This window comes from Sulfitobacter sp. M13, assembly GCF_053474885.1.
Window position 1 is genome coordinate 475206 of the sequence record NZ_CM130281.1, and the last position, 14795, is coordinate 490000.

Consider the following 14795-nt stretch of genomic DNA (forward strand, 5'->3'; position numbering starts at 1 on the left):
GAGAACATTAAATCAACAAGCCTTCGTCGCCCAACTGCTTCATAAAGACAACGTCTGACTCGGCGAACTTTTCTAATCGCCTCTGGGTAGGCTTATCGTTAATTAATGACATGAGATCCTGCCATCTGCTCCGATGAATGACTTTGGGGCCAGCGTTTATGCGCGTGCTTTGAATGTAAACTTGATGCCCTGTTATGATATAAATATCTTCTTCCAGAAAATTTAGATTGCTCAGCTGATAAATGCGGCTCAACTGCTTCGCTCTTTTTACTGCACGTTCGATAAGTACCTCACGCGAAATTTCGGCTATTTCGATTGTGCCCCGGACTTTGCCGGTTGCCATATAACTACAGTAGAAATTGTCATAATGGTCCTTGATGAACGTTCGCCAGGCTACATCCCCACCAAAGAAGTAGTCGTTCGGTGTCCAGTTTTTCACCCTGCGTAAGCCGGTGTGCTCGGGCATTGAAAGCATGCGGTCAGAGGCGGCGAGCGATTTTTGTCGGAGGTAGAAATAAAAGGATGCTATCCTTTCGTAGGGGTCGCGCAATACAGTGAAAGAAAAAACGTCATCTTCTAAGTGAGAGGGGTGGTGCCAATCCAGATGCCCTGAATATAGGTCATATCCTTCTGGAAATTGTTGATATTGATTGGCTTGGTGGTGAACGCGAATGGGCGATGTTCTTCGTTTTCCATATATTCTAAACAACTCAGAGTGCACAGATTGCCCAGCCGTCTTTGGGATATGCAAGAACACAATCTTTTTCATTGAGTGCGACCTGCCCGTAAGTCCAGTATTTCTGGGGTGTAAGGATCTACGTGCGGCAACATGCTGTTTATCCCCTTGCAGAATTCGAGCACGTTTGACGGATCGAGATGGTCGATCTGCCACGGGGCGAATCGCCACCAGCGACATTTTAGTAAGAGACTGATGAGACTAGGCGGAAGACGCATGCGTTTTATCGTAGCTGGATTCCCCGCGACGACAGTATAGGGGGCAATATCGCGTGTTACGACAGAATGGGCGCCTACCACTGCTCCGTCTCCTACACTTACACCGGCTGCGATATACGCCCCATGTCCAATCCAGACGTCATTCCCAATTGTCGTTACTTTTACTCTGGTGGGCGGTCTGCTGTGCGAATGCCGAGAGTTGTGATAATGCTCCGCTGCTTCAAACCCGTCATCTAAATCGAAAATTTTATCCCCAAGATATAAGGCGGGGCTGGTCGAGACCCAATCCATTGGGTGGTTTTGGCGCCCGATTTGTGCATTTTCTCCCATTGAACAATAGCGCCCTATCCGGGCAGCGAAGCAGTATCCCGACACCTGATACGAGAACGCACCCATTTCGAGCGAATGTTCGTATTGTGTCCACTTTAAACTTGCCGGTACCTCCAACACTGTGTGTTCGGGCAGCTTTATCGTAGGCGCGCCTCGGCTAAGCACCTCAATACCACGTTTGCGGAGTGACGAGAGAGAAAGGTTGACTTGGTTCATGAAGCCAGCGCCCACGTTTTGACGATCTGAGTTTCAATATGGATTAGTAAGACTTTAGCTAGATCATTCTCGGCAAAAAAAGGGATGGCATACCCATTTTCGGCCTTGGCAACGGCTTCTCCCTGAGCCCCGATAGCGAAGGCGTGGGTGTTCAGGCCAGTTGCCAGCGCTTCATGCGTGGTGAATGAAAAGGTTTCAGGCCAGACCGATGGTATCAACCAATCTGTCACGCCATATTGTCCCGCAATTTTGTCCAGATCAGTAACGCTGTAGTTTCCGTGAATGGGTACTGAGGGCGAGAGAGGGATGGCCGGGTCGAAATTTCCAACGATTACTAGACCAAGCCCAAGCTTATCAATCTGCGATGCTGAGCGGCTTATAACCCATGCGCCTTTCTGCAAGCCAATATCACCTAAGACACCGATGACACGGCGCATTCGGCTGTCGGGGCACTTGATGAGCGGAACCGAATGTAGCATTTGATGCGGCTTAACTTTTATTTTCGGCGTATGTTGGGGATATGCTTCGGAAACGATATCTTTGCTATTTCTAGAAAACACAGATATCTCATCAGAAGCCTCTAGAAGTTGTTCCCATTCATTCTGCCATTGCCTGAGGTTAACGTGCTCCGCCTTTAATTTTATTGATTTTTCATCGATCTCAGGCAGACCAACATACAAGCCATTTTCGTTCGTAAGTGTGTAATCTGGAGAAATCGAAAAATAGTCGTGAAACAGAAATTCGATTCTATGATTTCCATTTTGACTTAACCGTAAAATAGCTTTCGGAACTCCAAGTGGGTCGCGCGCCCCCACAGCGCAGGAGTAGACAAGCTTTCGCTTTTTTAATGGAAGTAGTAGTTCAACGACATAGTCGAAGTTGTCCGTCCCGCCAGAAATGATACCATCCTGACAGTGTAGTTCGATCTGCCACCTCATTGTTCCGCCCATTCTGATAACGATAGCAGCGCGACCCAAGGCGTAATGTTTAGATTTAATTCTATGCTGGAGATAGGCTTCGGCACCGCCGCCCATACTGTGCGCGAAGTAAATCGAAACTGGGTAGGTGTCTTGGGCCGCTATCCAGGCCAACGCCAATGCAAGGCGTGGTGAAATAAGCGGATCCGATTTGATAAAGTTTTGTACGTCGGTATCGTAGTGAGGATAGCGCTTGGATATAAGCGCGTTGTTTTTTGTAATCAGGCGCGACTTTGCTTCCGATCCAAAGCTTTGCCCGCCACGATGCTCCACGAACAAGTTGATTGCGCAGTAGTGTAGCCCGCCTGCAGTCCTTATTTTCTGACACCAGTCAACCTCTTCGCCGTACCCTTTGCCAAAAACGATATCTAATTGAGGTGCCTTGTTCAGGTACTTAGGGTTAATCGCCATACAAAAACCCACTCCTGTCGGTGCGGCTGTAGTATAGGCTTCCGGATTTAGATTTGCGGCGGTCACATCGATAAGGTCGCCCTGCCCAAATGCAAGGTTTTGAGGAGCACAGATCAGCGGAGCCGTAAATATTTCGGCATCATTCGACATGGGTGTCGCAGTGGCCGCCCGAGGGTATTGACGTAAGGGCTGTATAAGTCGGCTAGCCCATTTCGGCGGCACCAAAGCATCGGAGTTTAGTAGTACGATCGTATCCGACCAGCGTTGTGCGCAGTTGAGACCTTTATTCACGCTTTTTATAAAGCCAAGGTTTTGTGAGTTCTGAATCAAGGTCGCACGATCTTTGTTGGTAACTGACCAATCGCGAATCAGAGGAAGTACGCGTTTGTCGGTCGAACAATCCTCGATCAGGATGATGCGCCACTGCAGGTCGGTATTATCGACGATGCGCTGTAGCGCCTCCTTCAGTACGTCATAGGCATTAAATATCGGCAATATAATCGTTATCGTGTCATTTCCCGTGGGAATGGCTTTGGGGCGGAATAGATCAGGATCAAGCTCGCGTGCCTGGGGAATGGGGCAAAGTCCTAGGCCCCGCTTGATCTGTGACCGATGTGAGGGATCGCGCGAGATGCGCCACCTAAAAAAGGCGGGGAGGTGCAGGACCAATGCCAATAGAAATGAAAGCGCCAGACGTAACTTTGTCCACCAAAGTCGTGCAAAGCTAAGATTTCGCGAAATTGGAGGCGGTGTCCCACGGCTGTGGTGGAACTCGACGCCGAAACGGCTAATTTCGTGTAAATGCGTGGGACCGAGCGGGGTGGTTAGGTCAAATCCGACGTGTTTCCCGCCGCCATGGGCGTCAGCTACATCTTCGCGTAGCAAGTTGGCTTTCGTGCTCACTTTGATGCCGTTCATGTGCAAAACGACATCTTCTGCAAGGGTCCACCCTGCCAATCTGATGCTTCCCGAGCCGACATGCAGGACGTCGATGGCACCGACGACCTTTCCCGTTGTGCCAAGTATAGGCACTGGCCGTCCCTCAGCCTGCAAATGGGCGGCAATGTATCGGGCAAAAAGGGCTTTGAGCTGTTTATACAAAATCAATCTTTTCGATTCTATGTTGCAGGTATCGAGGGCTAATTCAGCATGCCCGCCCTTAAGGAGAGGTTAATTTCATTCTGTTTCATGACGTAAAAAATTTGGCGCACCGCACGGAGGTAACATAGGTGGACGGATCGTATCGCGGCATGTCCGTGACGGACTACGGCCATAATAATCAGGTAGATATTTCCCGAACTTCCGCGTGTTCTGGGGGGGCTTGCATCACTATTTATGGGAACAATAATCACGTGGTTATCGGCGAAGAGACCGTCATTTCTGCCGGCCTAATCGAGATGAGGAACCATGATAGCGTCATTCGTATCGGCGCGAATTGCAGCCTCGCGGGGTCGTTGCGCTGCCGCGCGCGTAACACATCTATCCGTATCGGTGACCGTACCACCACAATGATGGCGCATCTTAGTCTGCATGAAGCCGGGACCATCACGATCGGCGAGGATTGCATGTTTTCGGGGGATATCATGATGGATGTCAGCGACATGCACTCTATTCTTGATATTGAGACAGGCGCGCGGCTGAACCCAGCGCTGGATATTGAAATTGGGGATCATGTTTGGCTGGCTCAGGGTGTACGGATCATGAAAGGAGCGCTTATAGGGCAGCATTCCGTTATCGGCAGCCGGTCGATGGTGATGGGGGCGATTCCTGCGCATTCCCTCGCGGTCGGGGTGCCGGCGCGTGTGGTGCGATCGGGGATAACCTGGGACCGTCGACGGTTAAACACAGAAAAAGCGCATGAAGATGAATCCACTGAGGCGTTTCACAGCCCATTAGGGGGTATGCCGGCAGGCGAAAAATCCGGAGGGCCCAACACGACGACGGAGCGGTAGCAGACCCATATTATTCGCGGGTCGTGCGCGGCGTTCTGAGAAAAAGGCGTGGTTCAATGGCTATATTGGTTGTCAGCGAATGCTCCGATGACCACAGCTAAGCGCGCAAGAAACGCGGCTTTGGAAATCTACAAGCTGTGCCAGGTGCCATCTTTTGCTTCGACAAGAGGCACCGCAGATCAGATGGGGCCGGAAGCTCAGTGGGATTAAAGTAAGAATAGACCCCTGCCAACCATTGCTTTGAAATATGGGATAACTAGGTGCTATGCAGCACAAGTATCCACCGCGTATTGACACGAGTTAGCATCAAGCGGATAACCTCCCCAAATGCGTCCGCTTAATTCAATTGGATGAGCTGAGATCGCGCCTTTTGCGCTTTCATGTTCTTTACCCTGTTGAAACGGAACGAATTTTTAATGGTGGGTATGCCGATTGGCTGCCAACATCGACAATGTTGAGGGCGTTAACAGAAACTCTCGACATAAAGTGCGGGCCGTTAGCTCAGCTGGATTAGAGCAGGGAACTTCTAATTCTCAGGTCGGGGGTTCGAGTCCTCCACGGCTCGCCAATTTTCCGAAGTTGCCCATACCGCCTATGTTTGCACAGTCTTCATGCATCCCTGTGAAGAGCAGAGTAGTATCAGAGCAGTTACACGAAACGCATTTGATTGAACGGTCAGGGGCTGCCCCCGCGAAACCTTTACACTGCACGAAGATATATCTGATTTAACTGGCACCTAGGCCCATTGGCACTTTCGATGCCTGCCGTGTTTTTTGCGCCAATACCGGTGTTCATCTTGTCTGTACCGATCTGTACGAACACCGCGTGCCGGATCACAGTATGCTCCGGCTTATCTAGGGCGGACTGGGAGCAATTGTGTTCGCGCAGCGTGCCATCCTGACGGCGGCAATCTGGGGTCCTTCTCCTGTCTCCGGCAGGAAAAGGGCTTCTTTCCGACGTTTTGGGGTGGCATATTACCCCCGTGGATAACGTTTTACGCCGTCATCTCGCGTATGGTGGCAAAGATCACATCAACCCCACGGGCCAGCTGGTCATAATCCGTCCACTCGTCAGGCGAATGGGACACACCGTTCCGGCTTGGGACGAAAATCAGACCTGTCGGGACATAATCCGCCATAATCATAGCATCATGCCCGGCGCCACTTACCATGCTGCGAGATTTGAGCTGAAGATGATCAGCGTGTTTGGTCAAACGGGTATGGATCTCGGAAGAGAGCATTGTCGGCTGGGCGAACAGGTCTTCCACCACATCGGTTCTAAGCCCTGTGTCTTCTGCCCGCGCCACAGCCGCGCGTGTTTGCGCGACCAGCTGGCGTACCACGTCTTCCTCTGGTGCGCGGATGTCGACTGTGAATTCCACCTCGTCGGGAATAACATTGGCACCGCCGGGTTTTACGTCGACTTTGCCGACCGTCAGCACGGCGTTCTGGCCAATATCCTTCGCAAGGCCCGGAAGCTTTGACAAGACCGCGACCGCGCCGACCAACGCATCGCGCCGCGCTGTCATCGGCGTTGTACCTGCATGGCCTGCTGCCCCATAGATACGGACGCGCAGCTGTGTCAGGCAGACAATACGATCGACAATCGCCACGTCTTCGCCATGCGCTTCGAGAACCGGCCCCTGTTCAATATGCAGTTCAAGAAACGCATGAACCGCCTCTTTGGGCAATGGGACGTCGTCTAGCTGTTCTGGGTCCAGACCATAGCGACGCATCGCTTCTGTAAAACTAACGCCGGCAGCGTCCTTGATCTTTGACAGCTGCTGCGTGGGCAGTTTTCCTGTCAGCAACCGCGAGGCCATGAGGCCGCTTCCAAAGCGGCTCCCTTCTTCTTCGATCATGGCGATGACATCGATTGATCGGGTGGGGGTAATGCCCTGCTCTTGAAACAGAAAGGCTGTTTCAATGCCCGCGATCACACCTGCCGGCCCGTCAAATTTGCCGCCATGGGGCACGGAATCAAAGTGAGATCCGACAAGAACAGGGGCGAGAGCAGGGTCGCGCCCAACCAGCCGTCCAAAGAGATTGCCAACAGCGTCCTCGCGCACGACGAGACCAGCCTTTTGCATCTGGGCGCGCAAATAATCACTCGCTTGCCTGAACTCGGGGCTGAATGTCGCGCGTGTCGTCCCTTCGCCCGGTGTCGCGTTGAAGGCGTCTAGACCGTCAATCATTGACTGGATGCGGTCGGGATTGGCAAAGTTTGTCATCAGAGCAGCCCCACGAAGATGCCGGCCATGACGACGGAAACCATCGTTACAGTGACAAACCCTGCGACCAGCATTGGCGGCAGCATATGCGCCGTCAGGATCTCGCGTTCTTCGACGTCATCGGTCAACGCGTTCACGACTTCTTTGGTGATCACATAGTCCGCTGGAAAACCATAAAGCGCGGTCAAGGAGCATGCAAAAGCCATCGCTGTGCTGATTCCGACCAGCTTGCCCGCGATAAAGGAGAAGACATACATCCCCAAGATACCGATGGCGATCAAAGCCACCATTGGCAACGCCAGCTCGGCAAGCATATCCGGCGTGGCGCGTTTCAGGCCATCAAAGATGAACACCATCAAAATGAGGATCGTGAACCCGAAAGCATTCGCAGCGCGGAGCGGTTCACGTTCAAGGAACCCGACCGATGTGGCAATGACGCCAAAAACCAGACAAACGACGAAGGGGCTGATGGTGAAGAACGGGTCAACAGCCTGAGAAACGCCCCATGCAAGCAGGGCAACCAGCCCAAGCCGAAGGAATTTGAAATAAACGGTGTTATAGGCCTCTGGCAGTTTCGCGAACAAGCGCGCGGGGGCCGGTTCGGCGTTCGCGGGGGATGTTTGTTGGTCCGCCTGAGCCTGCCAAGTGCCTTCTCTATAGCGGCGCAGCACGTGGTTTCCCTCGCGCTTGAGCATGATGGCGGTCAGCGGGTACCCAACAAAGCCCTGCATCACATAAATCAGGATGGCCAATACCGACAGGCTGGTCAGTCCTGCCTCTGCGGCGGCTTGTGACATAATGAGAGACGAAACGACGCCGCCCACCAACGGGGGCGCACCGACGACGACCGTTTCCCAGTCGAGCACCAAAAGACCCACGGTGAACAGCAGCACGACGATCCCTGCGATGCCCGACAGCGCTACGACGACAGTTTTCCATTGTCCGATCAATTCGCGAACAGAAAGAAGCGTGCCCATGTTTGTGATCAGCAGGAAGATCGCCAGATAGACAATCGGCGTCTGGAACCCGGCAATCGCCACGATATCTGCCGGAAAAAACGTCCAGTAGCCCAAAAGAAACAAGACCGCGCAGACGAATACCGACGGCAACCAGGACTTCGTTCGTGTCGACAACACATCGCCTATGTATAGAATGGCGGCGAGTAGAGAGAAGGCAATTAACTGTGGCATAACGAAAATCCTCTGGTGGCGATTAGGCGCGGCGGGGCTGTACTGACATGGGTCCGGCCGCTCGCGCGACACAATTGTTCCATATGGATGTATCTTGCAAGATAAAATTTCGTTTAACTCCGGCAGGGGGTATTAATGATTAACGAAAGCTTAAATCCAGCGGCGGAAATGCTCGATCAGATGTTCGGCTCCGAGCTGCGCTACCTTCTGGCCGTGAGCTATATCGTGCTGAGCAACAATCAGGTCACCAGTCGACATATTGAGCGTGAATATCAGATGCCGGTGCACGGATGGTCAGCGCTTTATGCGATCACGTCCTTTCCCGGTCTGCGCAGCAAGGATATCCAACACCTGTTTCCGCGGCCCCAGAATTCGATCAGCCGCGTCGTGCGTCTGCTTGTCGATCGCGATCTTGTCCGCGAAGAGGTTTCGAAAGCCGATGCCCGCGCAAAGCTGCTTTATGCGACGCCCAAAGGAACAGAGCTGTTGGCCGAAATCAAAGCCAAGGTGCTTTCCCGGCAGAACGAGATGCTGGGCAGTCTCACTGATAGCGAGCGGGAGGATTTTCTGAAACTGTGCCGCAAAATCGCAGCTGACCCCAGCCTGCACCGTTCAGAAACGATGTAGCCGCGTGTTTGGTGGCGGTATTCATAGGATCGTGACTGCACCTTCGCCGTCGATCATACGCCCGATGATCCACGCCTTTTTACCTTCGGCAACCATATGGCAAAGGGCAGCCTCGGCGTCAGCGGGGGGCAACGCCGCCAGTAGCCCGCCAGCGGTTTGGGGATCGTGAAACAACGGGTCCTGCCGCCCCAGCGTCGGGGCGTTTTCGATATTTGGTTGAAAGAGCGACGATTGCACGCCGCGCTCTGACAGGGTTCGCGCTCCGGCATAAGCAGGAACCGCATCTGCTGAGATTTCAGCACTTAGATGGGATGCCCGGCAGATTGCAGCGATATGCCCCGCAAGGCCAAAGCCGGTTACATCGGTCATGGCATGTGCGTGACGCAGGTGAAACGCTTGACGATCTTGCAGCTGCGTCATCTCGGCCAGGACCTGAGCAACATCCGCGCCACAGGCCGACCCCTCCATATGTGCGGCCATTAAAACGCCTGATCCAATGGGCCGGGTCAGCACAAGGACATCGCCCGCTTGCGCGCCGGACAAAGAGATTGGCGCCGACGTGCAGGTGCCAGTCACGGTAAAGCCGATGGTCATTTCGGCACCCATTGTTGTGTGTCCGCCTACGATTGTTGCCCCAGCACGAGAGAATACATCGTTTGCCGCCGCGGTGATTTCGCCAAACGTTCTGGACTGTAACGCCGGTGACATATGGGGGAGTATGATGCTCGACAGGGCTGCTTGCGGCTGCGCCCCCATGGCCCAGATGTCGCCCAAAGCGTGGATTGCAGCGATGCGTGCCATTTGAGCCGGATCATGGATCAGGGCGCGCAAGTGGTCGGTGCTGATCACCTGAAAGCCACCACCGGGTTGTCTTAGAACGGCGGCATCATCCCCCGGGGTCGACAGAATGGTATCGTCGGTCGGATGTTGCAGCAGCGATAGCCCGTCATTTAGAACGGTGTTGCCGATCTTTGCGCCACAGCCCCCACACAAGGGTTTCGATCCCAGCACCTCGCGTGCACCGGTTGCGACAAGATCAGGCAGTACGACAGGTCGTGGTAGCGGTAGATCGTCCAGTTTCTTCATAAAAGCGCGATCGATGCGGTCTTTCCAGCGCCAAAGCATCGGCCCCGAAAGCGCCAGCCCAAATTTTTCCGCCAAAGCCGATTTTTCTCCGAGGGAGATAAGCTTTAGGTAACCTTTCTGTGGTTTGAAGGGCTTGCGGGGACCGTTGGTCAGGGCCGCGCGCAGATTGTGGAACAGAACCGGGGCCGCGCGCACGGCAAATACACCGGCTTTGGGGCGCGGCGCAAAGGGCATCGCGGCGCAGTCGCCAACGGCAAAGACGCTGGGGTCATCTCTGATCGACAGATCAGGGGTCGTTTCAATGAACCCGTCGCTCAGCGGTAGGTCCGTTAGGCTCAGCCAGCTGTGTGGGACGGCACCGGCGGCACCCACGGTCAATCGCGAAGGGATCTTTTTCCCGTCGTGCAGGGCGACGTGGTCTGCGGCGACCTTTGTCACCCGGACGTCGGTATAGATGTCGATATCGGCGCGACGAAGCTTTGCTTCGATGCGCTGACGGGCAAGATTACCAAGGCCGGAAAGCGAAGGGCCGGAATGAAGCAGGGTCACCCGCGGCTGGATGTTTTTGGCGCGTAGCGCGTGGGCCATAGCAAGGGAGAGTTCACAACCGGCCACCCCGCCACCGATCACGGCAACTTCGGGGGCGGTGTCACCCTGTTCGACGGCGGACAGGAAATCACGCCAGCGGCGGGCGTAAACATCAAGAGGCTTTGCCCCAACCCCAAAGGTAGCGAAACCCGGGATATCCATCGTGGCGGTAATCCCGATATCAAAGGAGGCGACATCATAGGCAACGGGTGGGCGTCCGTCGACGTGGATCAAACGCAGCTCCCGGTCGATTTGCGTCGCATGGGACAGGATCAACCGCGCCCCGGCAAAGCGGCATAGCCGGATAAGATCAATTTCTAGTGTTTCACGTGAATAATGCCCCGCGATATGGCCGGGAAGCATGCCAGTATAGGGTGCTGTCGAGCCCGGATTGATCACGGTCAGCCGCGCACCGGGCAGCGGGTTCATCCCCCATTTGCGCAAGACCAGCGCGTGGGCGTGCCCGCCACCGATCATGACCAGATCTTGGGTCAGGGGGATATCGCTGCGGTGCATGGGGTGGCCTTCCTTCACGTCGTTGAAACAGTCTTAGCCTGCTGGACCTGAGCGGCAAGGCTGCAAGCAGGTTCAGCAGGCCCGTTGCAACGGAATGTGAACTACGTGACAAGACCAGTATCTGTTTCCCCGATCAAGGTGGCTGACCATGACCGTTCGTATTTTGCACACCGCCGACCTGCACCTGGATTCGCCGCTTCGCAGTCTCGCGATGAAAGACGACCGTTTGGCGGCGCAGGTGCGCAGTGCAAGCCGGCAAGCGCTTGAAACGATGGTGCAGTATTGCATCGACGAAGATGTCGCGGCTTTCTTGATCTCGGGCGATCTGTACGACGGACAAGAGCGGAGCGCGAAAACCGCCGCCTATCTAGCTGCGCAGATGCACCGTTTGGCGCAGGCCGGGGTGCAGGTGTTCTATATCAAGGGCAACCACGATGCGGAAAACCCCATCGCGGGCGAGATTGATCTACCGTCCAACGTTCATGTTTTCGAGGGGCGGGGTGAAAAGGTGCAATTGGGGGGGCATCCTCTCTTTATTCACGGGGTCAGTTTTCGCGACCGCCATGCGCCGGAAAGCTTGCTGCCGAAATACACCGCGCCCGAACCCGGCGCAGTCAACATCGCGATGATGCACACCTCGCTTGCCGGGGCAGAGGGGCACGATCTGTATGCGCCTGTATCGGTGGGGGAATTGGTCGGGGCCGGGTTTGATTATTGGGCGTTGGGACATATTCATAAACGCGCGGTGCACAGTGAAACCCCTTGGGTCGTCATGCCCGGCATGCCGCAAGGGCGCGATATCGGAGAGGCAGGACCAAAATCAGCGACCCTCTTGACGGTTGAGCGCGGAGAAATCTCGGTGTCCGAAGTCGCAACGTCGGTGGTAGAGTTTCGGCGGTGCGACTGTGATCTGACTGGTGTGGAAACCGATGAAGATATGCGCGCGGCACTGCAGTCGGCGCTGCAGGCGCAGGCAGGAAGGGGCGCGGCGATTTTACGATTGCGCTTGATGGGGCAAACATCGCTGGCGTGGCAACTCAGGCAGCTGGCAGACGCATGGCGCGCCCAAGCGGATGAGATCGCGGAGAGCATCGGCACGCTCTGGATCGAAAAGATGACGCTGGACGTGACGCCTTTATCGCAGGACGCCGCAGACAGTGCGGTTTCCGAGGTGCAACAACTGATGACAGAGATCGCGGCAGAACCGGCATCCCGTGACGGCTTGCGGCAGGAATTGGGCCAAATTCTGGGGCTTTTGCCCGCAGAACAGCGCCGCGCTTTGGCCCCCGACGCCGAGGCACAAGAGGCACTGTTGCAGCAGCTCACCGACGATGCGGTGCTGGCAATGGCGGCGCAGATGCGGGGGGCGGGGACATGATGCGGCTGCAACAGCTGACGCTTGATCGCTTCGGCCACTTCACCGACCGTGTGCTGGATTTTGGGGCGCGCCCCTCTGACGGGTCTGATTTCCACATCGTTTTTGGCCGAAACGAGGCCGGCAAAACCACATTGATGGAGGGATATTTGAGGTTGCTGTACGGGTTTGCTGCACGCGAGCCCTATGCCTTTAAACATCCGCGCGCGAACCTTCGGGTGAGCGGCACCCTTGATATCGACGGGCAGATCCACCAGCTGGCGCGTTTGCCCAAGCGGTCGGGAAACCTTGTGGATGGCGCGGGTCAGCCGGTTCCGGATGCCCTATTGTCTGCCGCCCTGCGCGGGGTGTCGCAAAAGGAATACCAGAGCCTGCTTTGTCTCGACGATGAAACCATCGAGGCCGGCGGCGAGGAGATTACTAAAAGCGAAGGCGATATCGGCAAGCTTCTCTTTTCGGCGGCGGCGGGCATCAGTGATTTGTCGCAGGTGCTGGGACGGGTAGAGCAGGGCAATCGCGAGCTTTATCTAAAAGGCGGCACAAAATCCGATTTCGCGGCCCTTAAGTTGGCCCATGCGGATCTGGTCCAGCAGATCAAAGAGCACGACATCAGCGCCTTGGCCTTTCGCGATTTGCGTCTGGCGCGGACAAACGCGCGCGCAGAAGAGGACCGTCTGCGCAGAGCCAAGTCCGAGCTTTCACTTCGGAAAATTCGTCTGGAAACCATTCTGGAAGCGCATCCGTTGGCGACAGAGTGGCAGGCACTTCAGGCTCAGTTGACTCCGATCTCGCATTATCCTGAGGTGCTGGAGCTTGATGGCGAAGACTTGATTAAAATGATGACCAAACGGATCGCGCTTGTCGCCAAGCTCGAACGCTCTGCCACCGAGGCCAGCACCTTGCGTGCGAAATATGACGCAATAACTGTGGATGCAGCCGATCTGACCCGAGGGGACGAGGTGGATGCGCTCGCGTTTGCGAAGAGTAAGGTAGAGGCTGGGCAGTCCGATCTGCCGAAACGCGAAGCCCAGTTGTTGCACGATACGGCCGACATGCGCGGCAAGCTGGGCACCTTGGGCCTCGCCGCCGACGGTGATTTGGCGCAGTTCATCCTCGCCGATCCTGCCCTCGCAACGCTCGAGGACGCGCGTGTGCAGCTGAACGATGCGCACAAGCACCTGCAGGCCGCGGAGGGCGAGGCAGCAACCGCAGGCGACAGGCACGAGGATGCGACCCGTGCCTTGAATGAAACAGAGCAAGAGACCGCTGTTGATCCGGATATCGAGCGGCTGTGCCTCCAGGTCGAAGCCGAGGATTTAATAGGTAGATATAGTGACGCCCTGCGTATCCTGGCAACGGCGGGGCAAGAGGCGGGCACGTCCCTGCGGCGTTTGACGCGGCAGGGGGTAACGTTTGATGCGGTGCCGGTGCTCCCTGTCTCCCCACGTCGGGCGCAAGCGCTGGCGCAAACCTCTACTGATGCGCAGCTTGCTCTGCGTGCTGCCGAGCAGGCTGAAAACGCCGCGGCCGATCGGCTTGCAGAGGCCGAAACACAGCGCAGCGTTGCCGCAACGCCTGACTTGGTAAGCGATGATGCCGCCGCCCGTGGCCGCCAGAAGCGGGATGCGCTTTGGGCGGTGCATAAAGAAGTGTTGGACGGGACCTCGGCCACGGCTTTTGAAGCCGCGATGCAGGCGGATGACGCGCAAACCTCTCTGCGTGCCGGCCAAAGTCAGTCGCTTGCGGAAATGCGGCACGCGGAACGCAGGGTGATAGAGACCCGCGAGGCCCATGCAGGTGCCGCAGCAAAACGCGACCGGGCAGAGGCCACGCTCCAAGATCTGAGGGCCGAGCTGAGCTCGCATCTACAGTCAATCGGCTTGCCTGAAACCCTCTCGGCTGAGGACTTGTTAGACTGGCTGCGCGATGCTGAAACGGCGCAAAGTGCAGCAGAAAAATGCGAGACGATTGCGCAGACCCATGCCGCGCTTTTGCGCGAGGCCGAACAGATGCGCGACGATCTTGCCGCCCGTCTACACGCGGGGGAGGCCTCCTTGCGGACGGTTGTGCAAATGGCCAAGGCGCAGATCACCGCGCTGCAAGCCCATAAGAACGCGCAAAAGCTGGCGCAAGCCACTGTGCAGCACGCCAGCACAGAAGTGGCGCGCCGCGTGGCTGCGTCTGAAAAAGCGCAAGCCGCGCTCGCCGACGCGCTGGACCACTGGCGCAGCTGCGTCGCTGAATATCTGCCCGCACTTGATGCAGATGTGGATACATGGAACGGCCTGACCGGATTGCGCAGCCTGCGCGAGGTCGACGCTCGGATGGTGGGCATCCAGCGAC

The 14795-nt window shown here is 55.8% G+C and carries 10 protein-coding genes and 1 tRNA gene (1 of these 11 only partly in view); 5 read left to right on the top strand and 6 right to left on the bottom strand.

The window, feature by feature from the left end; translation table 11 throughout:
- Window positions 1-7: 7 nt before the first annotated feature.
- From ACVBAU_RS02220 to ACVBAU_RS02230, 3 genes are read right to left on the bottom strand one after another with little or no spacing between them, the layout of a single operon-like run.
- The gene (locus ACVBAU_RS02220; protein ID WP_448327638.1) at window positions 8-769 is read right to left on the bottom strand and encodes a sulfotransferase family 2 domain-containing protein; all 762 of its coding nucleotides are present in this window, start codon (window positions 767-769) and stop codon (window positions 8-10) included.
- On the bottom strand, window positions 766-1500 hold the full coding sequence (locus ACVBAU_RS02225; protein ID WP_138924578.1) for a CatB-related O-acetyltransferase: 735 nt from the start codon (window positions 1498-1500) through the stop codon (window positions 766-768). Before ACVBAU_RS02225 ends, ACVBAU_RS02220 begins: the two co-directional genes overlap by 4 nt.
- Window positions 1497-3989 (bottom strand): glycosyltransferase, encoded by a 2493-nt coding sequence (locus ACVBAU_RS02230; protein ID WP_448327640.1) that lies wholly within the window; start codon window positions 3987-3989, stop codon window positions 1497-1499. Before ACVBAU_RS02230 ends, ACVBAU_RS02225 begins: the two co-directional genes overlap by 4 nt.
- A 149-nt stretch (window positions 3990-4138) precedes the next feature.
- Here ACVBAU_RS02230 and ACVBAU_RS02235 point away from each other — a divergent pair, with 149 nt between their 5' ends.
- Together ACVBAU_RS02235 and ACVBAU_RS02240 are read left to right on the top strand one after the other, a co-directional pair.
- Window positions 4139-4840, top strand: a complete 702-nt coding sequence (locus ACVBAU_RS02235; protein ID WP_448328884.1) for an acyltransferase — start codon at window positions 4139-4141, stop codon at window positions 4838-4840.
- 490 nt (window positions 4841-5330) lie between these two features.
- A tRNA-Arg gene (locus ACVBAU_RS02240) sits at window positions 5331-5408 on the top strand.
- 426 nt (window positions 5409-5834) lie between these two features.
- On the opposite strand, the gene ACVBAU_RS02245 is transcribed toward ACVBAU_RS02240, so the two are convergent.
- Complete coding sequence (locus ACVBAU_RS02245) at window positions 5835-7070, bottom strand: allantoate amidohydrolase (RefSeq protein WP_448327642.1); 1236 nt, start codon at window positions 7068-7070, stop codon at window positions 5835-5837.
- A complete protein-coding gene (locus ACVBAU_RS02250; protein ID WP_448327644.1) occupies window positions 7070-8260 on the bottom strand; it encodes a hypothetical protein in 1191 nt (396 codons plus the stop codon). The genes ACVBAU_RS02245 and ACVBAU_RS02250 overlap by 1 nt, the downstream gene beginning before the upstream one ends.
- Window positions 8261-8395: 135 nt before the next feature.
- Here ACVBAU_RS02250 and ACVBAU_RS02255 point away from each other — a divergent pair, with 135 nt between their 5' ends.
- On the top strand, window positions 8396-8887 hold the full coding sequence (locus tag ACVBAU_RS02255; RefSeq protein ID WP_138924571.1) for a MarR family winged helix-turn-helix transcriptional regulator: 492 nt from the start codon (window positions 8396-8398) through the stop codon (window positions 8885-8887).
- A 21-nt stretch (window positions 8888-8908) separates the two neighbouring features.
- Here ACVBAU_RS02255 and selD read toward each other — a convergent pair whose 3' ends face one another.
- Window positions 8909-11077 carry a selenide, water dikinase SelD gene (selD, locus tag ACVBAU_RS02260; RefSeq protein WP_448327646.1) on the bottom strand — a complete coding sequence of 723 codons (2169 nt, stop codon included), beginning with the start codon at window positions 11075-11077 and terminating at the stop codon, window positions 8909-8911.
- A 148-nt stretch (window positions 11078-11225) separates the two neighbouring features.
- Here selD and ACVBAU_RS02265 point away from each other — a divergent pair, with 148 nt between their 5' ends.
- Together ACVBAU_RS02265 and ACVBAU_RS02270 are read left to right on the top strand one after the other, a co-directional pair.
- Window positions 11226-12455, top strand: coding sequence for a metallophosphoesterase family protein (locus tag ACVBAU_RS02265; protein ID WP_138924569.1), 1230 nt, complete (start codon window positions 11226-11228; stop codon window positions 12453-12455).
- Window positions 12452-14795, top strand: partial view of an AAA family ATPase gene (locus tag ACVBAU_RS02270; protein ID WP_448327648.1) — the 5' portion only. The gene runs 1091 nt beyond the window's last position; only the first 2344 of its 3435 coding nucleotides appear in the window; it begins with the start codon at window positions 12452-12454; its stop codon lies beyond the right edge, outside the window. Before ACVBAU_RS02265 ends, ACVBAU_RS02270 begins: the two co-directional genes overlap by 4 nt.